This window comes from Mycobacterium sp. 155 (genome assembly GCF_000373905.1).
Taxonomy (GTDB): Bacteria; Actinomycetota; Actinomycetes; order Mycobacteriales; family Mycobacteriaceae; genus Mycobacterium.
This window is the reverse complement of the sequence record NZ_KB892705.1, coordinates 2,523,108-2,542,109: the sequence shown is the minus strand read 5'-3', so window position 1 is coordinate 2,542,109 and position 19,002 is coordinate 2,523,108. Positions and strand designations below refer to the sequence as shown.

23 protein-coding genes are annotated in these 19,002 nt (G+C 66.2%); 12 read left to right on the top strand and 11 right to left on the bottom strand.

Annotation, left to right across the window (positions count from 1 at the left end):
• The first annotated feature begins 11 nt into the window (after positions 1-11).
• The 4 genes from ppk2 (at position 12) to B133_RS0112125 (ending at position 4,022) form a co-directional block, all read left to right on the top strand.
• Positions 12-869: a polyphosphate kinase 2 gene (ppk2, locus tag B133_RS0112140; RefSeq protein ID WP_018601415.1), complete on the top strand. Its 858-nt coding sequence runs from the start codon at positions 12-14 to the stop codon at positions 867-869.
• A 30-nt stretch (positions 870-899) separates the two neighbouring features.
• Positions 900-1,397, top strand: coding sequence for a hypothetical protein (locus tag B133_RS0112135; protein WP_018601413.1), 498 nt, complete (start codon positions 900-902; stop codon positions 1,395-1,397).
• Positions 1,398-1,521: 124 nt separating this feature from the next.
• Positions 1,522-2,670 (top strand): ferredoxin reductase, encoded by a 1,149-nt coding sequence (locus B133_RS0112130; RefSeq protein ID WP_018601411.1) that lies wholly within the window; start codon positions 1,522-1,524, stop codon positions 2,668-2,670.
• Positions 2,671-2,738: 68 nt separating this feature from the next.
• A complete protein-coding gene (locus B133_RS0112125; protein ID WP_018601409.1) occupies positions 2,739-4,022 on the top strand; it encodes a fatty acid desaturase in 1,284 nt (427 codons plus the stop codon).
• Between the two features lie 98 nt (positions 4,023-4,120).
• On the opposite strand, the gene rsgA is transcribed toward B133_RS0112125, so the two are convergent.
• The gene (rsgA, locus tag B133_RS0112120; RefSeq protein ID WP_026256321.1) at positions 4,121-5,116 is read right to left on the bottom strand and encodes a ribosome small subunit-dependent GTPase A; all 996 of its coding nucleotides are present in this window, start codon (positions 5,114-5,116) and stop codon (positions 4,121-4,123) included.
• A 5-nt stretch (positions 5,117-5,121) separates the two neighbouring features.
• Positions 5,122-6,411 (bottom strand): 3-phosphoshikimate 1-carboxyvinyltransferase, encoded by a 1,290-nt coding sequence (gene aroA, locus B133_RS0112115; protein WP_036419180.1) that lies wholly within the window; start codon positions 6,409-6,411, stop codon positions 5,122-5,124.
• A gap of 74 nt (positions 6,412-6,485) precedes the next feature.
• On the opposite strand from aroA, the gene B133_RS0112110 reads away from it, so the two are divergent.
• Together B133_RS0112110 and B133_RS0112105 are read left to right on the top strand one after the other, a co-directional pair.
• Complete coding sequence (locus B133_RS0112110; protein ID WP_018601403.1) at positions 6,486-7,271, top strand: SOS response-associated peptidase; 786 nt, start codon at positions 6,486-6,488, stop codon at positions 7,269-7,271.
• Positions 7,272-7,276: 5 nt separating this feature from the next.
• Positions 7,277-8,761: a class I SAM-dependent methyltransferase gene (locus B133_RS0112105; protein WP_018601401.1), complete on the top strand. Its 1,485-nt coding sequence runs from the start codon at positions 7,277-7,279 to the stop codon at positions 8,759-8,761.
• Between the two features lie 48 nt (positions 8,762-8,809).
• Here the strand turns inward: B133_RS0112105 and B133_RS0112100 are convergent, their stop codons facing one another.
• From B133_RS0112100 to ybaK, 4 genes are all read right to left on the bottom strand, one after another.
• Positions 8,810-9,667, bottom strand: coding sequence for an NAD(P)-dependent oxidoreductase (locus tag B133_RS0112100; protein WP_026256318.1), 858 nt, complete (start codon positions 9,665-9,667; stop codon positions 8,810-8,812).
• An 83-nt stretch (positions 9,668-9,750) separates the two neighbouring features.
• Positions 9,751-10,767 (bottom strand): zinc-dependent alcohol dehydrogenase family protein, encoded by a 1,017-nt coding sequence (locus B133_RS0112095; protein WP_018601398.1) that lies wholly within the window; start codon positions 10,765-10,767, stop codon positions 9,751-9,753.
• 31 nt (positions 10,768-10,798) lie between these two features.
• Positions 10,799-11,176, bottom strand: coding sequence for a YchJ family protein (locus tag B133_RS0112090; protein WP_018601396.1), 378 nt, complete (start codon positions 11,174-11,176; stop codon positions 10,799-10,801).
• A 99-nt stretch (positions 11,177-11,275) separates the two neighbouring features.
• A complete protein-coding gene (gene ybaK, locus B133_RS0112085) occupies positions 11,276-11,767 on the bottom strand; it encodes a Cys-tRNA(Pro) deacylase (RefSeq protein WP_018601394.1) in 492 nt (163 codons plus the stop codon).
• Positions 11,768-11,995: 228 nt separating this feature from the next.
• On the opposite strand from ybaK, the gene B133_RS0112080 reads away from it, so the two are divergent.
• Positions 11,996-12,634 (top strand): sigma-70 family RNA polymerase sigma factor, encoded by a 639-nt coding sequence (locus B133_RS0112080; RefSeq protein WP_026256317.1) that lies wholly within the window; start codon positions 11,996-11,998, stop codon positions 12,632-12,634.
• Positions 12,631-12,933: a mycothiol system anti-sigma-R factor gene (gene rsrA / locus B133_RS0112075; protein ID WP_018601392.1), complete on the top strand. Its 303-nt coding sequence runs from the start codon at positions 12,631-12,633 to the stop codon at positions 12,931-12,933. The genes B133_RS0112080 and rsrA overlap by 4 nt, the downstream gene beginning before the upstream one ends.
• Before the next feature lie 86 nt (positions 12,934-13,019).
• On the opposite strand, the gene B133_RS25345 is transcribed toward rsrA, so the two are convergent.
• On the bottom strand, positions 13,020-13,112 hold the full coding sequence (locus tag B133_RS25345; protein WP_003882799.1) for a 50S ribosomal protein bL37: 93 nt from the start codon (positions 13,110-13,112) through the stop codon (positions 13,020-13,022).
• 128 nt (positions 13,113-13,240) lie between these two features.
• Here B133_RS25345 and B133_RS0112065 point away from each other — a divergent pair, with 128 nt between their 5' ends.
• Together B133_RS0112065 and B133_RS0112060 are read left to right on the top strand one after the other, a co-directional pair.
• A complete protein-coding gene (locus B133_RS0112065) occupies positions 13,241-13,456 on the top strand; it encodes a biotin/lipoyl-binding carrier protein (RefSeq protein ID WP_018601390.1) in 216 nt (71 codons plus the stop codon).
• A 69-nt stretch (positions 13,457-13,525) separates the two neighbouring features.
• Entirely contained in the window at positions 13,526-15,025 is a 1,500-nt protein-coding gene (locus B133_RS0112060; protein WP_018601389.1) for a sensor histidine kinase, read from the top strand.
• A gap of 147 nt (positions 15,026-15,172) precedes the next feature.
• Here B133_RS0112060 and whiB1 read toward each other — a convergent pair whose 3' ends face one another.
• The 3 genes from whiB1 to B133_RS22740 form a co-directional block, all read right to left on the bottom strand.
• Positions 15,173-15,427: a transcriptional regulator WhiB1 gene (gene whiB1, locus B133_RS0112055; protein ID WP_018601388.1), complete on the bottom strand. Its 255-nt coding sequence runs from the start codon at positions 15,425-15,427 to the stop codon at positions 15,173-15,175.
• Between the two features lie 247 nt (positions 15,428-15,674).
• Positions 15,675-16,646, bottom strand: a complete 972-nt coding sequence (locus tag B133_RS0112050) for a diacylglycerol kinase family protein (RefSeq protein ID WP_018601386.1) — start codon at positions 16,644-16,646, stop codon at positions 15,675-15,677.
• A gap of 23 nt (positions 16,647-16,669) precedes the next feature.
• On the bottom strand, positions 16,670-17,176 hold the full coding sequence (locus B133_RS22740) for a M15 family metallopeptidase (RefSeq protein WP_018601383.1): 507 nt from the start codon (positions 17,174-17,176) through the stop codon (positions 16,670-16,672).
• Between the two features lie 70 nt (positions 17,177-17,246).
• Here B133_RS22740 and aroQ point away from each other — a divergent pair, with 70 nt between their 5' ends.
• Positions 17,247-17,687, top strand: a complete 441-nt coding sequence (gene aroQ / locus B133_RS0112040) for a type II 3-dehydroquinate dehydratase (RefSeq protein ID WP_018601381.1) — start codon at positions 17,247-17,249, stop codon at positions 17,685-17,687.
• Positions 17,684-18,073 (top strand): hypothetical protein, encoded by a 390-nt coding sequence (locus B133_RS0112035; RefSeq protein WP_026256316.1) that lies wholly within the window; start codon positions 17,684-17,686, stop codon positions 18,071-18,073. The genes aroQ and B133_RS0112035 overlap by 4 nt, the downstream gene beginning before the upstream one ends.
• Before the next feature lie 10 nt (positions 18,074-18,083).
• Here B133_RS0112035 and B133_RS0112030 read toward each other — a convergent pair whose 3' ends face one another.
• Positions 18,084-18,917 (bottom strand): helix-turn-helix transcriptional regulator, encoded by an 834-nt coding sequence (locus tag B133_RS0112030; RefSeq protein ID WP_018601376.1) that lies wholly within the window; start codon positions 18,915-18,917, stop codon positions 18,084-18,086.
• Between the last annotated feature and the right edge of the window lie 85 nt (positions 18,918-19,002).

Below are 19,002 nucleotides of genomic sequence, written 5' to 3'. Positions count from 1 at the left end.
AGAATTCGTGAATGGATACAGCATCGAACGGCGGGTCGGCCGGCGGCCGGAAGCGCGACGGCAAGCCGAAGCTCTCGAACAAGGTGTATGAGGCCGAGTTGTTCCGGCTGCAAACAGAGTTCGTGAGGATGCAGGAGTGGGTCCGGCATACCGGCGCTCGCATCGTGGTGGTGTTCGAGGGCCGCGACGCCGCGGGCAAGGGTGGCACCATCAAGCGGATCACCGAGTATCTCAGCCCGCGGATCGCGCGGGTGGCCGCGCTGCCCGCACCCACAGAACGCGAACGGGGCCAATGGTATTACCAACGCTACGTCGCGCACCTGCCCGCCAAGGGCGAGATCGTGCTGTTCGACCGGTCCTGGTACAACCGGGCCGGCGTCGAACAGGTCATGGAGTTCTGCACGCCGCAAGAGCATCACTTGTTCCTGCGCCAGACACCGATCTTCGAGCAGATGCTGCTCGAGGACGGGATCCTGTTGCGCAAGTACTGGTTCTCGGTGTCCGACGACGAGCAGTTGCGTCGGTTCCGGTCGCGGCAGGACGATCCGATGCGGCAGTGGAAGCTCTCGCCGATGGATCTGGAATCGGTGTACCGCTGGGAGGATTATTCACGGGCCAAGGACCAGATGATGGTTCACACCGACACGCCGCAAAGTCCTTGGTATGTCGTCGAATCCGACGTCAAGAAGCATGCCCGGCTCAATATGATGGCGCATCTGCTGTCCACCATCGACTACCACGACGTGGAGCGGCCGCAGGTGACACTGCCCGATCGGCCCGTGTTGACCGGAGGCTACCGGCGTCCGTCACGGGATCTGGCCCGCTACGTCGGCGATCATGTCGCGACGTTGATCGGGGACTGCGAGTAGCTCGGGGCCTGGGCGGGCTAATCTCGCGGAGTGCACGTCTACATCCCGGCGACTCTGGCCGGCCTGCAACAACTCGTCGCCGACCGGTCCCTGCGTGTCATGAATGGGACCGCGTTCGCGGTGACCCCGACCCTGCGGGAGGCCTACGCCGCGGGCGACGACGATGAACTAGCCGAAGTCGCGCTGCGAGAGGCCGCGTTGGCCTCGCTGCGCCTGTTGGCTAGCGGGGGTGATACCGACCTGCCGCCTCGTCGCGCGGTGGTGGTTGCCGATGTGGCGACGGCCAAGCCGCGGCCCGATCTCGACGACGCGGTCGTGCGGCTGTCAGGGCCGGCGGCCATCGAGGATGTCATCGCTGTCTACGTGGACAACGCCGCTGCCGAATCTGCCGTGCTGGCGGCGGTGGACGTGGTCGACGCTGCGGACCTCGGTGACGAGGACGCCGAGCTCACCGTGGGGGATGCCCAGGATCACGACCTGGCCTGGTATGCGCCGCAGGAATTGCCGTTTCTGCTCGAACTGCTCTGAATAAACCCTGTTTTCGCCATCGCCGAGGCTGCGGATCTGGTGGAGAATCAGGAGCATGACTTGTGCCGCTCATCGAATGCCAAGGCTGGCTACGACACCGTAAGTTACGGTACCGTAGGTTGTCATGGCCAAGAACTCCATAAAATTCTCGGCCAATGTGGCCGACACTGTTCGCCCCACTGTCGCGGGTGCCAAGGAGCGTCCCGGCTGGCATGCGTTACGCACCATTGCGGGCCGGATCACCACACCGCTGCTGCCTGACGACTACCTGAAGCTCGCTAACCCGCTGTGGTCGGCTCGCGAGTTGCGGGGAAAGGTGGTCGAGGTCCGGCAGGAGACCGCCGATTCCGCGACGCTGGTGGTCAAGCCGGGCTGGGGATTCTCGTTCGATTACGAGCCCGGGCAGTACATCGGAATCGGTGTGCTGATGGACGGCCGGTGGCGCTGGCGCTCCTACTCGCTGACCTCGGTGCCGGACAAGCATCCGATCGCCGGTCAGCGCACCATCGCCATCACCGTCAAGGCGATGCCCGAGGGATTCCTGTCCAGCCACCTGGTCAACGGCCTGGCGCCAGGCACCGTGGTGCGGCTGGCTGCCCCGCAGGGCAACTTCGTCCTGCCCGATCCGGCGCCGGCGTCGGTACTGTTCTTGACCGCCGGCTCCGGCATCACCCCGGTCATGTCGATGCTGCGCACGCTGGTGCGTCGCGATCAGGTCACCGACATCATCCATGTGCATTCGGCGCCGACCGAATCGGACGTGATGTTCGCTACCGAGCTGGCCGAGCTGCACGAAGCTCATCCGGGCTACCGATTGCAGCTGCGCACCACCCGCACAGAGGGGCGGCTGGACCTGTCCCGGCTGGCCGAGGCGGTGCCGGACTGGCAGGAACGCCAGGCCTGGGCGTGTGGACCGGAAGGCATGCTCAACGACGCCGAGAAGGTGTGGGCGGCGGCGGGTATCCCCGAGCATCTGCACTTGGAACGGTTCGCGGTGTCGCGGGCCGCGGTGCACGGGGTCGGTGGCACCGTGACGTTCGAGCGCAGTGGCAAGACCGTCGAAGCCGACGGTGCGACGCCGCTGATGGATGCGGGCGAACAGGTCGGCATCCAGATGCCCTTCGGGTGCCGGATGGGTATCTGCCAGTCCTGCGTCGTGGGTCTGGTCGGTGGACACGTCCGCGACTTGCGTACGGGCGTCGAATATGAACCCGGGAACCGGATTCAAACCTGTATTTCGGCGGCTTCCGGCGATTGTGTACTCGACGTTTAAACTTTACTGACTGGTAACCTACGGTAACGTAGGTTACGCTAGCGTAGGTAAGAGAGAGGAGGCTGACGATGGCTATCACCGACGTTCCCGCGTACGCGCATCTCACTGAGGCCGATATCGAGAACCTGGGCATCGAGCTCGATGCGATCCGTCAGGACATCGAAGACTCCCGCGGGGAGCGCGATGCGCGCTATATCCGCCGCACGATCGCTGCGCAGCGCGCCCTCGAGGTGGCGGCCCGGCTGATGCTGGCGGCCAGCACACGACGTTCGGCCTGGTGGGCGGGTACGGCGACCCTGGGCGTGGCCAAGATCATCGAGAACATGGAGATCGGCCACAACGTCATGCACGGCCAGTGGGACTGGATGAACGATCCCGAGATTCACTCCTCGTCGTGGGAGTGGGACATGAGCGGGGCGTCCAAGCACTGGCGGTTCACCCACAACTTCATGCACCACAAGTACACCAACATCCTCGGCATGGACGATGACATCGGCTACGGCCTGATCCGGGTCACGCGTGATCAGCGGTGGAAGCCCTTCAACCTGCTCAACCTGTTCTACAACACCATGCTGTGCGTGTTGTTCGAATGGGGTGTCGGGCTGCAGCACCTGGAGCTCGGCAAGATCTTCAAGGGTCGCGACGACCGCAAGGCCACGTTGATCAGGATCAAGGAATTCGGCATCAAGGCCAGCCATCAGTTGGCCAAGGACTACGTCGTCTGGCCGGCGCTGACCTCACTGTCACCCGGTGCGACCTTCAAGTCCACCCTGAAAGCCAACGCGGTGGCCAATATCATCCGCAACGTGTGGGCCAACGCCGTGATCTTCTGCGGTCATTTCCCCGATGGTGCAGAGAAGTTCACCAAGACCGACATGATCGGTGAGAGCCGCGGCCACTGGTACCTGCGGCAGATGCTGGGCAGCGCCAACTTCGAGAACGGCCCGGTGCTGCGGTTCATGAGCGGCAACCTGTGCCACCAGATCGAGCATCACCTGTATCCGGATCTGCCGAGCAACCGGCTCTACGAGATCTCGATTCGGGTGCAGGCGCTGTGCGACAAGTACGACCTGCCGTACACCACGGGGTCGTTCCTGGTGCAGTACGGCAAGTCGTGGCGCACGATCGCCAAGCTGTCTTTGCCGAACAGGTTCCTGCGGGACACCGCCGACGATGCTCCGGAGACGCACAGCGAGCGGATGTTCGCCGAGTTGGACGCCCTGGAAGGCGGATTCATCGGGACCGATCCCGTCACCGGGCGCCGGCGCGGCCTCAAGACCGCGTTCGAGACCGTGCGCGAGTGGCGCCGTGAGCGCCGAGCGACCAAGCGGGCCGTCGGGCACGCCTCGTAAGCTGACGCGTCGACACTGCGGTGAGATCGCGGTCCATCCGGACTGCTGATCTCACCGCAGTTGTCGTTTCCGGGTATTCAGGAAGGCGAAGACTGAGCTCAGGTTTCCTTCAGCACGGCCAACAGGCGGCGAGCCGCGGCAACACGATCCGCCGCCGGACCCGACAGCTGATCGAGCGCGCACTCCGGGTCTGCGGGCGGACCCATGTGCCCGCAACCCCGTGGACAATCGGCGATGGCCTCGGTCAGATCGGAGAACGCCAACAGCACGTCGTCCGGCTCGATGTGGGCCAACCCGAACGAGCGGATCCCCGGAGTGTCGATCACCCAGCCCGCGCCGTCGAGCGGTAGCGCAACGGACTGAGTTGACGTGTGCTTACCCTTACCGACGCCCGACACCTCGCCGGTCGCGCGATCGGCTTCAGGCACAAGGCGATTGACGAGCGTGGACTTGCCCACGCCGGAATGGCCCAGGAAAACCGTCACCTCACCGCCCAACAGTGGCGCAACCGCGTCGAGCGGATCATCGCGCCCGGCGTTGACGATCGTCAGATCCAGATCGGCGAACTGTTCGGTGAAGGCCTCCGGCGGCGCCAGATCCGACTTCGTGAGGCACAGAATCGGTCTGAGCCCGCCGGCGTATGCGGCGATGAGCGCACGCTCGACGAACCCCGTGCGCGGCGGCGGGTCGGCCAGCGCCACCACGATGAGCAGCTGGTCGGCATTGGCGACCACCACCCGCTCGGTAGGGTCCGTGTCATCGGCGGTGCGGCGCAACACCGTTCGTCGCTCACCGCGCCGCACGATGCGGGCCAGGGTGTCGGGACGGCCCGACAGATCCCCGACGACGTCCACATCGTCGCCCACCACGATCGGGGTTCGGCCGAGTTCACGCGCCCGCATCGCGGTGACGCGACGATCCGGGTCGCGGTCCAGCGCGCACCCCCACCGGCCGCGGTCCACCGTGACGACCATTGCGGAGCGGGCATCGGCGTGTTCAGGCCTGGTCTTGGTGCGCGGACGGGTGCCCCGACCCGGCCTGATCCGGACATCGGATTCGTCGTAGTCCCGAAAATTGCTGCCCCGCGGGCTCAAATCGCCTATTCCCCCCGTGGGTCCGCCAGCATGGCTGCCCACATTCCTGGAAAGTCCGGCAGGGTCTTGGCCGTCGTCTCGACGTTTTCCACCTCGACGCCGGGCACCTTCAATCCGATGATCGCGCCGGCGGTGGCCATCCGGTGATCGGAGTAGGACCGCCACACCCCGCCGTGCAGCGGCCGGGCCGTGATGAGCAGGCCGTCCTCGGTCTCGGCGCAGTCGCCGCCCAGGCCGTTGATCTCGGTGCTCAGCGCCGCGAGCCGGTCGGTCTCGTGCCCCCGCAGATGGGCGATGCCACCCAGCCTGGAAACCGACCCCGGCGCGGCCAATGCGGCAAGCGCGGCCACGGTGGGGGCCAGTTCGCCGACATCGTGCAGATCGGCTTCGAAACCTGCATAGCTCTTGGAGCCGGTGACCTCTAATCCTGAATCAGCCTGGCGCACAGTCGCATCGACCTTTGCCAACAGTGCCAGGATGGTGTCGGCGGGTTGGATGCTCGCCTGCGGCCAGCCGGCGATCCGCACTGTTCCGCCCGTCACCAGGGCGGCTGCCAGGAATGGTGTGGCGTTGGACAGATCGGGCTCGATGTTCCAGGCGCGCGGCTCCACGGGGCCGGGCTCGACGCGCCACTGGTTGGCCACGCTGTCGTCAACCTGTACACCGGCTTCGCGCAGCATCGTCACCGTCATGGCCACGTGTGGCGCCGACGGCACCGAGGTGCCCGTGTGCACGATGGTGACGCCTTCGGTGAACGCCGCACCCGAGAGCAGCAGCCCGGAGACGAACTGCGAGGACCCGGAGGCGTCGATGCGGACCGTGCCCCCGGCCACCGCGCCGCGACCGCGGACCACGAATGGTAGACCGTTGCCGTCGATGTCCACACCGAGCGCACGCATCCCATTCAGCAGCGGGGAGATCGGCCGGGCGCGGGCCTGTTCGTCGCCGTCGAAGGTCACTGTCGCCGTGCTCAGCGCGGCGACCGGCGGGACGAACCGCAGCACCGTGCCCGCGAGCCCGCAGTCGACGCGGGCGTCGTCGGCGGGGCAGATACGTCCACCGATGCTCAGCTCGGTGCCGTCACCCGTGCTGTCGTCTACGGTCACGCCGAGCGAACGGACCGCGTCGATCATCAGATCGGTGTCGCGGCTGCGCAACGCGCCTCTGATCGTCGACGGCCCCTGCGCTGTGGCCAGGGCGGCCAGCACCAGGGCCCGGTTGGTCAGCGACTTCGAGCCGGGAACAGTCACCGTGGCGTCGACCGGGCTCGTCGTCGAGGGGGCAGGCCAGTGCATCTTCTGCTCCTCGCGTCCGCGTGTTCGCACAGCTACATCCTGCCTTGTCCGCAGGTTCTGCAACCATGGGCTCCATGTGTGGACGTTTCACGGTGACCACCGATCCGGCGCTGCTGGCCCAGAAAATCGATGCCATCGACGAGAGCACGGCGAGCGCGGCGGCCTCCGCGGACAAGGACCTCCCCGGCGCCAACTACAACGTGGCGCCGACGACGATCATCAGCAGCGTGGTCAAGCGGCACACCGAACCTGACGACGAGTCGACCCGGCGAGTGCGCTCGATGCGGTGGGGGCTGATCCCGCCGTGGGTGAAGACAGCCGAGGACGGCGGCCCGGACAACAAGGGGCCGCTGCTGATCAACGCTCGGGCCGACAAGGTGACCAGCTCACCGGCCTTCCGCAACTCGGCCAAGAACAAGCGCTGCCTGATCCCGATGGACGGTTGGTACGAGTGGCGCCCCAATCCCGTCGCCGACGGAAAGAAGGCGAGCAAGACCCCGTTCTACATGTACGGGGCCGACGGAGAATTGCTGTTCATGGCCGGGCTGTGGTCGACGTGGCGACCCCACGGTGCACCGAAGGATGCGCCCCCGCTGCTGAGCTGCACCATCATCACCACCGACGCCGCTGGGCCGCTTGCGGAGATCCACGACCGGATGCCACTGACCGTCAGCGAACGCGATTGGGACCACTGGCTGGACCCGGATGCGCCGATCGACGAGGGACTGTTACGCGGCCACGGCGACCTGGACTGTATCGCCATCCGTGAGGTCTCCCGGCTGGTCAACAGCGTGCGTAACAACGGCCCGGAGCTGATCGAACCGGCCAAGCCCGAAGCGCAAGAGCCGGGGCTGTTTTGACCGAGATGATCGATCCCGGCGTGGTCGATGCGATCGGTGCCGATCTGCGGGCCGCCGGCTACACAGTCGACGGGGTGGCCGAACTACTGGGTGAGCAGGCCGACGCGGCCCTGAGCCGCGGCGTGTGGTGGCCGGCGCTGCGGGCAACCCACGCGGTACCCGCCGGCCGGCAACGACTGGCCGTGCTGGTGCGGTTGTTCCTCCTCGGCTCCGACGAACCGTGCGAGCAGGTGCAGGCCGCGCTGCCATCGACACCGTTGGCCGTACTGGCCGCCAATGGTGTGTTGGAGGTGTCGAGCGAGACGGCCCGCGCCGCGCTCGACATCCGTCCGCACAGCGACGGCATACGCGAGTTCTATGTCGTCTCCGACCAGGATGCCGCGTTGCGCAGCGGACCGGTGCGGCACGACCACGTCCTCGGTATCGGTGGAGCGTCGATATCGTTGGCCCGTACCGTTATTCGTACACCGGTGGGCCGGGCACTGGATCTCGGCACCGGGTGCGGGATCCAGTCCCTGCACCTCGACGCGCACTGCGCCGAGATCGTGGCGACAGACACCAACGGCCGGGCGCTCCAGCTTGCGGCGATGACCGCGAGGCTCAACGGCATGTCGTGGGATCTGCGCAGCGGCAGCCTTTTCGAGCCGGTCGCGGGGGAGCGGTTCGACCTGATCGTCTCCAATCCGCCCTTCGTGGTGGGATCCGGCGCCCAGGATTACCTCTACCGCGACTCAGGGGTGGCGGGAGATGCGCTGTGCCAGAGCATCATCGAGCAGGTGCCCGATTACCTGGCGCCAGGCGGAACCGCGCACATCATGGCCAACTGGATTGTTCGGGACGACGATTGGCGGGATCGGGTACGAGGCTGGCTGGCCGGGACCGGGCTGCATGCCTGGGTGGTGCAGCGTGAGCTGGCCGACCCGGTGAGCTACGTATCGCTGTGGCTGGCCGACGCGGGGGAGACTCCGGAACAGACGGCGCACCGGGGCGCGCAGTGGCTGGATTGGTTTGCCGCACAGGGCATCACGGGAATCGGGATGGGTGTGATCTCGCTGCGGGTGCCCCGCGACAGCGAGGCTGTGGAGCAGGTTCTGGAGGAGATCACCGGCGCCGACGAGATGGTGACGGGTTCCGAGGTGGAGGCGTTCTTCGCCCGCCGGGCCTATCTGCGCGACACCAGCGATGGCGAACTGCTCGCCGCCAGGCTCTCGACGGCGCCGGTCTTTCTGGAGGAACAGTCCCTGCCCGGTCCCGACGGCTGGCAATCGGTCGGGGCCGCCGTGCGCCGTCCGGGCGGTCCCGGCGCGGTCATCGGTGTTGACCAGGTGCTGCGGGCGCTGCTCGCCGGCTGCCGTGGTGAGGTGCCGCTCGGCGCCCTCCTCGATCTGCTCGCGGCGCATCACGGTGTCGACGCGCATGCACTGGCCGAAGCCGCACTGCCGGAGGTGCGCGCCGCGATCGGACGCGGGATTCTCTATCAGGCCGACTGAGACCGGTTGGTGCGACGCTCGACGCGGGGGCATCGAGATGCGGCATGCCTACGGCTGCACGTATCCGGGCGGGTTGGGCGTGTCGACCCACAGGTCGACGCCGAGATCCGAGCCTGGCACGCAGTCGTAGACCGAGAGGTCCGTGACGCCGCTGTCGAGCAGGACGTCTTCACACAGCAGGCTTTGACCGGTGTATTCGCGGGCGTCCCTGGCGAAGACGGCGTAGGCCGCATCGGCGTAGACGGAGGGTTTGCGGGCCCGGGCCATCGCCTCGTCACCGCCGAGCAGGTTCTGCACCGCGGCGGTGGCCACCAGAGTGCGCGGCCACAGTGTGTTCGAGGCGATGCCGGCTTCGCGCATCTCTTCGGCGATACCCAACGCGCACAACGTCATCCCGAACTTCGCCATCATGTAGGCGGTAGGCCTGAGCCATTCCGGTTCCAGCCGGATGGGTGGTGACAGGGTCAGGATGTGCGGGTTCTCCCGGCCTTTCATGTGTGGGATGCAGGCTTGCGAGACGGCGTAGGTACCGCGGATCTGGATACCGTTCATCAGATCGAAGCGCTTGAGCGGCACTTCCTCGATGGACCCGAGGTTGATGGCGGACGCGTTGTTGACGCACAGGTCGATACCGCCGAACTGCTCGACGGCGGCAGCGACCGCGGCCGTTACCGAGTCGCCGTCCCGCACGTCGCCCACGATGGGCAAGGCCTGCCCACCGGCTTCCTCGATCTCTCTGGCGGCGGTGTAGACGGTACCTTCGAGCTTCGGGTGGGGTTCGGCGGTCTTGGCGACCAGCGCGATATTGGCGCCGTCGGCCGCGGCGCGCTTGGCGATTGCCAGGCCGATGCCGCGGCTGGCGCCGGAGATGAACATGGTTTTTCCGGACAACGATGTGGGTGCCATGAGGTCACGATATTCCGCGGGCAGCAGCGGGCGGTCCAGAGTCTCACCGCCGTGATGGTGGCCGACTCGGCGGATTTCATCGATCAGGGTTGCAGCAGGACCTTGATGGCGCGGCGTTCGTCCATGGCGCGGTAGGCCTCGGCGACGTCGTCGAGCGGCATCACGGTGTCGAACACCCGGCCTGGATCGATGGTCCCGTTGAACACCAGGTCGATCAGATTGGGCAGAAACCGGCGTACCGGCGCGAGGCCTCCGTTCACCCCGACCTGGGTGCGGAACAGCCTGTTGCCGTCGATGTTGACCCCGTGCGGCACCCCGACGAACCCGACGAAGGCACCCGGGCGGGCCGACGCGATCGCCTGGTCCATTGCGTCGGCCGTTCCGACGCATTCCAGCACGGCATCGGCTCCGATGCCCTCGGTCATATCCTTGATCCGGGCCACTCCCTCTTCGCCGCGCTCCTCGACGATGTCCGTGGCGCCGAACTCGCGAGCCAGCTGCTGGCGCGGTGCGTGCCGGCTCATGGCGATCACCCGTTCCGCACCCAGTTGTCGAGCCGCGATGATCCCGCACAACCCGACCGCGCCGTCACCGACGACCGCAACGGTCATCCCGGGCGCGACCTGCGCGGCATCGGCGGCGAACCAGCCGGTGCCCATCACATCGGACGACGCCAGCAGGCTGGGAATCAGATCGGGGGAGGGCTGTTCGGGGGTGGCGACCAGGCTGCCGTCGGCCCACGGCACCCGGACCGCCTCGGCCTGACAGCCGATCATCGGCTTCGCGTTCAAGCAATAGGTCTGAAAACCGTTGCGGCAGTTGGGGCAGGTGCCATCGGAGGAGAAGAACGAGCCGATCACGAAGTCGCCCGGTTTGACGGTGGTGACAGCGTCACCGACCGCCTCGACGACCCCGCAGTACTCGTGGCCGAACGGCCTGGGCTTCGGGGTTTCGTTGATGCCGCGATAGTTCCACAGGTCTGACCCGCACACACAGGAGGCAGCGTTGCGCACGATCGCGTCCGTGGGCTCGACGATGGTCGGCTCCGGCAGTTGCTCCAGGCGTACATCGCCCTCGCCGTACATGACCGCTCCGCGCATGTCGTTGTCTCCCTTACCTTGTCGGTGCCGATTACTTGCCGTCGATGTAACGCCATGCGCCGCCGCGGTCCCGGTCGAACCGGCTGCGCTCATGCATGAGGTGCCGCGTGCCGCCGCGCTCATACTGGGCGCGGAATTCCACCACGCCGGTCTCGTCGTCGGTGCCGCCCGCGTCGGTGTCGACGATCTGCAACCGGCGCCACGTGATGCCGTCATCGAGGTCCAGTCGTTTCGGCCGGGTGTCGGGATGCCAGGTGGCGATCAGATAGTCGACATGCCCGAGCGCGAATGCGCTGAACCGGGATCGCATCAGGGTCAGTGCCGTGGCGGCGGATCGTTCATGACGGTGCAGCGGACCGCAACAGTGCTCATACTCGTCACCGGTTCCACACGGACACGCCTGCTGCATCGGCCGATTATCCCAACCCGTGGTGCACTGAAGCCAGCATTGCGGCGATCCGGCCCATCGGAGACTCGATCTGCGCGAGGCGGCGGTCGATACGGAATGTCAAGCGGGAACCGCAATCTCGGCGGTCACCGCATTCGTGGCGCGGATCAGGTCGGCCGGCGCCAGCGCCACATCCCAGCCGCGCTTGCCCGCGCTGCACAGCACCCGGTCGAAACTCAACGCCGAAGTGTCCACGACGGTGGGCAGTGGTTTGCGCTGGCCAAGTGGTGAGATACCGCCCAGCACGTAACCCGTCGAGCGCTGCGCGGCGGCGGGATCAGCCATCTCGGCTTTCGCCACTCCCAACGCGGCGGCCGCAGCCTTCAGAGAAAGCTTGGCCGGCACGGGGACCACCGCCACCGCCAGACCTTTCGGCAGGGCTATGACGAGGGTCTTGAACACCTGCTCGGCGACGATGCCGGAGGCGGCGAGCTCGGCGACCGCTTCCGCACCGAACGATTCGTTGCGCGGATCGTGGCGATACTGCACCACCTCGTGATCGATGCCTGCTGCGACGAGCGCCGCTATGGCCGGGGTCCCTGCGCGTGCCACCGGGCCAGGTTAGCCCGAAAGACAGCCGACGAGCGTTCGGGGAACACAGCGGGTGCCGCGTGCTGTTGTTGCGTACAGCTTCGGTGGCCAGGGTGCCGGCCGAAGCTACCTGTCGGTAGCACGCTCTAGGATCGGAAGGGGAGTTTGGTGCCAACCGTGTGCCTTGAACGCCCTGTACACATCGGGGAGTTCGGCGGCGCCGCGACAGAAGGGACGGTGTTCTGCACCATGACTGACGTCGACGAGCGGGCTATGTCCGAGCCGCAGGAGACCGACGCGGAGCTGACCGCGCGGTTCGAGCGTGATGCCATCCCGCTGCTGGACCAGCTCTACGGCGGCGCGTTGCGAATGACGCGTAACCCTGCCGACGCCGAGGACCTGCTTCAGGAAACCATGGTCAAGGCCTATGCCGGTTTCCGGTCGTTCCGCGAGGGCACCAACCTCAAGGCCTGGCTGTACCGCATCCTGACCAACACCTACATCAATAGCTACCGCAAGAAGCAGCGGCAACCGTCGGAGTATCCGACCGACGAGATCACCGATTGGCAGTTGGCGGCGAACGCCGAGCATTCCTCGACCGGCCTGCGCTCGGCCGAGGTCGAAGCACTCGAGGCGCTGCCCGACACCGAGATCAAGGCTGCGTTGCAGGCATTGCCGGAGGAGTTCAGGATGGCGGTGTACTACGCCGACGTCGAGGGATTCCCGTACAAGGAGATCGCCGAGATTATGGATACGCCGATCGGGACTGTCATGTCGCGGCTGCACCGTGGCCGCAAGCAGCTGCGGGATCTGCTGGCCGATGTTGCCCGCGATCGCGGCTTCATCCGAGATCAGCAGCTCAGCGCGCCGGAGGGAGTGTCGTCATGAGCGACTTCGACGAGGACGAGCGCTGGACGCCCCCGATCGGGCCCATCGATCCGGCACATCCCGAATGCGCGGCGGTGATCGCCGAGGTATGGACGCTGCTGGACGGTGAATGCACGCCCGAAAGCCGTGACAAGCTCAAGCATCACCTCGAAGAATGCCCCGCCTGCCTGCGCCACTACGGCGTCGAGGAGCGCGTGAAGCGGCTGATCGCCAACAAGTGCAGCGGTGAGCGGGCCCCCGATGGTCTGCGTGAGCGGCTGCGTATCGAGATCAGCCGCACCACGATAATCCGGGGCTGACGCCGGCTGCCAGAAAGGCCTGGGCGGGCCGGTCAATGCACGAAGGCCGGGCATGTAAGCCCGGCCCTCGGATGGCGTTGGCGCGGTTAGCGCACTGATTTCGAACCGGCGTTGGGACGCTTGCCGTGGTTCGCCTTCGAGTGCTTACGGTCGCGCTTCTTGCGGCCACGCTTGGCCATGATGTTCCTCCAGATGTTCGAGAGCTTGCTCCCCAGTGTCTCACGGCCCGGCTACAGCACCGTCCACCCGGTCTTGTGGTTCGATATAGCCCGGTAGGCAGACAGCAGCCGGAGTAGTGGGGTGAAGGATGGCCGAGGACGTTCGCGCTGAGATCGTGGCCAGTGTGCTCGAGGTCGTGGTTCACGAGGGCGATCAGATCGGCGAGGGCGACACTCTCGTGCTGCTCGAGTCGATGAAGATGGAGATTCCCGTCCTCGCCGAGGTCGCGGGCACCGTCACGAAGGTCAATGTGGCCAAGGGCGACGTGATCCAGGCCGGTGACCTCATCGCGGTGATCGACTGACGCTGAGCATTTTCATGCTCCTCACGTGCGCAGTTACTTTCATGCTCCTCACGTGCGCGGAAACAGCTGATGTCCACCCTCGGTGATCTGCTCGCCCAGCACACCGTCCTGCCGGGAAGCGCAGTGGACCACCTGCATGCGGTGGTGGGTGAGTGGCAACTCTTGGCTGACCTGTCGTTCGCCGACTACCTGATGTGGGTGCGCCGCGACGACGGCCTGCTGGTGTGCGTCGCGCAGGTGCGGCCGAATACCGCCCCGACGGGTCTGCTCGCCGACTCCGTGGGCACGCTCGCCGGTCCGGTCGATCTCCCGGTGGTCACCACCGCCTTCGAATCCGGTGCAATCGCAGCGGAAGGCGATGACGCACAACAGCACCCGCAGGACGTACCCGGGCTGAACGTCGAGGCGGTTCCGGTGCGCCACCGCGACCGGGTGGTCGCCGTGCTGACCCATCAGACCGCGTTGGCCGCCCGACGGCTCGCCAGCCCCCTGGAGGGTGCCTATCTGGACTGTGCGGGCAATCTGCTGCACATGCTGGCCGAGGGCACCTTCCCCAATGTGGGTGATCTGGCCATGTCGCGGTCCAGTCCACGGGTCGGGGATGGATTCATCCGGCTCAACGAGGTCGGTGATGTGATTTTCGCCAGTCCCAACGCCATCTCGGCCTATCACCGGATGGGGCTGACTTCCGAGCTGGACGGGCACAACCTCGTCGCCATCACCCGGCCCCTGATCTCCGATCCGTTCGAGGCGCAGGAACTGGCCAACCATGTTCGTGACTCGCTGGTAGGCGGGTCCAGCATGCGCATGGAGGTCGACGCGGGTGGTGCGGCCGTGCTGCTGCGGACGCTGCCGCTGGTGGTGCACGGCGCCGCGGTCGGTGCGGCTGTGCTGATCCGCGATGTCACCGAGGTGAAACGCCGGGACCGCGCGCTGCTGAGCAAGGACGCCACGATACGGGAGATTCACCACCGGGTGAAGAACAACCTGCAGACCGTCGCGGCGCTGCTGCGGCTGCAGGCCCGGCGCACCAACAACATCGAGGCCCGCGAGGCACTGATCGAATCTGTGCGCCGCGTGCTATCGATCGCGCTCGTGCACGATGCGCTGTCGATGTCGGTCGACGAGGAGGTCAACCTCGACGAGGTGGTGGACCGGATCCTGCCGATCATGAACGACGTCGCGTCCGTTGACACTCCGATCCGGATCAACCGCGTGGGAGATCTGGGTGTGCTGGATGCCGATCGCGCCACGGCTCTGACCATGGTGATCACAGAGTTGGTCCAGAACGCCATCGAGCATGCCTTCGACGTTAAGGCACCGCATGGATGCGTGACCATTCGATCGGAACGATCGGCCCGTTGGCTCGATGTGGTGGTGCACGACGACGGCCGTGGCCTGCCTGACGGATTCAGCTTGGAGAAGTCCGACCGGCTAGGGCTGCAGATCGTGCGGACGCTGGTGTCGGCGGAACTCGACGGGTCGCTGGGGATGCACGACGCGGCCGACGGCGGCACCGACGTGGTGCTGCGGGTGCCGATCGGCCGACGCGGCCGGGGCGCACAGTAACAGTAAGAGCCCGTTCAACGGAATGGACACTCGCGTCAAATACGAAATGTGACCGTGATAACGGAAATTACTACCGAATTCGTCAAGAAAGAGATACGGCCCCGACGAATTCGTCGGGGCCGTAGCGACCTGTTGGATAACGGTGGATCAGACGCCGGTGCGGGCCTTCGTGCGGGCGTTGCGGCGCTTGAGTGCACGGCGCTCGTCCTCGCTCATGCCGCCCCAGACGCCGGCGTCCTGCCCGGACTCCAATGCCCAGCTGAGGCAGTCGGTGGTCACCGGGCAGCGGTTGCACACCAGCTTCGCATCGGCGATCTGCGCGAGCGCCGGTCCGCTGTTACCGACCGGGAAGAACAGCTCCGGATCCTCGTCGCGACAGACCGCCTTGTGGCGCCAATCCATTGATCTAACTCCTTGTCAGATATGTATATGTGCGCAATGGAGCGCACAAGCTTTTTCTTCGGCTGTTAACGCGTGCATGCGAAACAATCCTGCACTGTTGTATCCGATGCTTTCACAGGCTGAACAGATGTCAATACTCGCGAGTTAACAAGTGCGCAATGTCACTTGCCCGGTCTGTTACCAGACCCCTTACCCGGTTGTACTAGACTCGACCCGCCTGCACCCTCAAACGACGGTACCGGGCCGATTATCGCAGATCAAGGGCTTTTACCGGCGGTGCGACCACGCGGAGAGCCTCTGGAACAGCTGTGAACGTCATAATTTCCCGGAGTCCTGCGTAATCACCGTCGATCTGGCACGCGACCGGCGTGTCGCTTGTCACTGTCACGCTCGACACATCGTCGTCACGGATTAAGTGCTTGGCGACGATGCGCGGCTTGCGGGACAACATCTGCCGCACCAGCTTCAGATTCGCCCACACGTTCATGCTCGTCGTCGCGAACACGCCCAGTCCGGTCTCGAATGTGGTATCGGGGTTGGTCCATACCGGGCGGGCGTTGGCGTAGGTCCAGGGGCTCGAATTGGAGACGAACACGAAGTGCACTCCCGGCACGGGCTCTCTGCCGGGCAGGTGCAGCGTGAGTGCCGGGTCCTTGCGGGCGCTGGCCAGCATCTCGCGTACCGCTACCCGGACATAGCGCGAGGCGGTGACCTTGCGGCCCTTGGCGCGTTGGGCCTCGACCGCCGCGACGACGGCCCCGTCGACACCCATCCCGGCGGTGAACACCGCCCAGCGCTCGCCGCAGTCCATCAGACCGATCCGCCGCCACTGTCCGCCGCGCCGGTATTCGCTGAGCAAGTCGACGAGCTGATTGGTGGCTTCGATCGGGTCCGGGCTGATTCCGAGGGCCTGGGCGAAGACGTTGGCCGAGCCGCCCGGAACCACCGCGACCGCAGGCGCCGAGTCGGCGCTAGCCCGACCGCCAGAGTGTCCCAGGATGCCGTTGACCACCTCGTTCACTGTGCCGTCACCGCCGTGGACGATGAGCACGTCGACGCCGTCGCCGGTGGCGTCGCGGGCGATCTCGATGGCGTGGCCGCGGTGATCGGTGTGGGCGACGGTCAGCTTCACCCGGCTCTCCAGGGCGTGCGCCAAAAGATCACGCCCGGCAGGGGTGGTCGACGTCGCGTTCGGGTTGACGATCAGGACGGCGCGCACGGGGCATGAGCCTATCGGGGTTGTCAGCCCGCCGCGTTCGGTAGCAACGGCGGGCAGTTGCCCAATGCATCGGTGGCCAGTTCGAAATGCCACAGCTCGTTGGCGTAGATCCGGCACAGGCCGAACCGCGCACCGTTGGCGATGAGCCACTCGTCGGCGCCGGGGCCGCCCACATCGACCGCCTGTCCCGTCACGTGCCTGGACTGCTCGGGCGTCTGCACGTACTGGCGGGCCAGGGCCATGCTGCCGTAGGTCTGGACTGCCTGGTCGAGCAACCGCTGCTGGAACTCCGGTGACCGCCAGCCGGAGTTGATCGTCATGGTGACGCCGTCGGCCGCGGCGGCCGTGGTGGCGTGCTGAATGGCGGCCAGCAAGGCGGGATCCAGCCGGCCGATCGCAGGGTCCTGCGTGTCAAAGGCGGTCAACACCTGGCCGTCGGCCTCTGCGCCGTCGCTGTCGGCCGCCGCGCTGGGCGCCAGGACGAATGCCGATGCGACAGCGACCGCCCCGACCGTCATGGCGATTCGCATGCGCCCCACCCTACGTCGGGGTGGGGCGCGCTCTTGCTCGACAGCGGTGCGGCGCCGGTACGGTACGAACGTGACTGCTCGCCGACTGCTCCTGCTCAATGGGCCCAACCTCAACCTGCTGGGCACCCGCCAGCCCGAGGTGTACGGTGCGACCACCCTGCCCGAGATCGAGGGATCGGTGACCGCGCTGGCCGCTGAATTCGGGTTCGAGGTACGCGCGGTGCAGAGTAACCACGAGGGCGTGCTGATCGACACCATCCACGACGCCCGGGCCGATTGCGCGGGCATCATCATCAACCCGGGCGCTTACAGCCACACCTCGGTGGCCATCCCCGACGCCCTCACCTCGGTCGAACTACCGGTCGCCGAAGTGCATTTGAGCAACATCCACCGCCGGGAACCGTTCCGGCACCACTCCTATGTGTCCGGTGTCGCCGAGGTGGTGATCGCCGGGGCCGGTCCGGCCGGCTACGAGTACGCCGTCCGCTACCTCGCCGGCAAGCTGTCGTGACTCAACCGCCTGTGCAGCCGCCCATCGTTCGCTACGCGGGCTACCTCGTCGCCGCCGAAGGGGTGCTGGGTCTGGTGGCCGCGGTCGTGTTGGTCGTTCGCGGGCTGGCTGGGGCCGATCAGCACATCGTCAGCGGGTACGGCACCGCGCTCTGGTTCCTTCTGGTCGGCGGCGGGGTGCTGGCCGGCGGCTGGGCATTGATCACGGGTCGGCGCTGGGGCCGCGGCATCGGCGTATTCGCCAACCTGCTGTTGCTCGGCGTGGCTTGGTACGTGTTCACGTCCCACCAGATCGGTTACGGCATCGCCGTTGGCGTGTTGGCACTGGTCGCGCTGGGCATGCTGTTGAGTCCGTCGGCCGTGCACTGGACGTCCGGGCGGGATTGAACAGTCGCCGTCACAAGGTGTCGTCGATGAGTCGGTCCAGTTGTGCGGCGGCGACGGCGTCAGTCGGGGTGTAGACGACAATGCTGACGTCCGGGAGGTCCGCCGGGGTCAGCCGGTGATACTCCAACCCGGTCTGTCCGATCAGCCGGTGGTCGAATCGCCGAATCCGGGTTTGAAAGCCCTCGATGGCGTGGTCTTCCCAAATACGTTGGAAGTCACTACTTTCCGCGCGCAGTCGATCCAGCAGGTGAATGACCGTGGGTTCGTCGAGCCGTGCCCCGTTCTGTATGCGGTACTCGGACACGAAACGTCGGCTCTCCACCTCCCAGTCGGGCATCAATTGCCTGATCGACAGATCGGTGAATACCAGCCACAACAGATTTCGGTCCTCGCGGGCGACTGATCGCACCCGCGGGTACAGCGCCGCGTAGGCGCGATTCCATGCAGTGATCTCCCAATCGAGATCGATCGCGAAGGCCGGTGAGCGGCCGAACGCCTCAAGAAGCCGGCGCAGATGATCCGGGGGTTCGCCGGGATCCGGCACGGGCTGTGTGCCGCCGGACGAAAACCCGGCCAGCGAAAGCAGATACGCCTGATCGGCGGGCGAGAGCGCGAGAGTCTGCCCGATGGCCTCCAGGACCTGTCGTGACGGGTTGATGTCACGACCCTGTTCCAGCCACGTGTACCAGGTAACGCTGATCGACGACAGGAATGCGACTTCCTCACGGCGTAAGCCGTTGTGCCTGCCGCGGATCGGTGGCAGGCTCCGCTCGGACCGATCCAGTGCCTCCCGGCGCATCCGCAGGAAGCCACCCAGTTCAGCGCGAGCGGCCTGGTTGGGCATGGCCAGATTCTAAGGCTCGAGATGTGAGCCTGGTACCGGCAGTACTAGTGGTGGGGCCGTCTTCGCCCGCGGTGAATTGGCGACA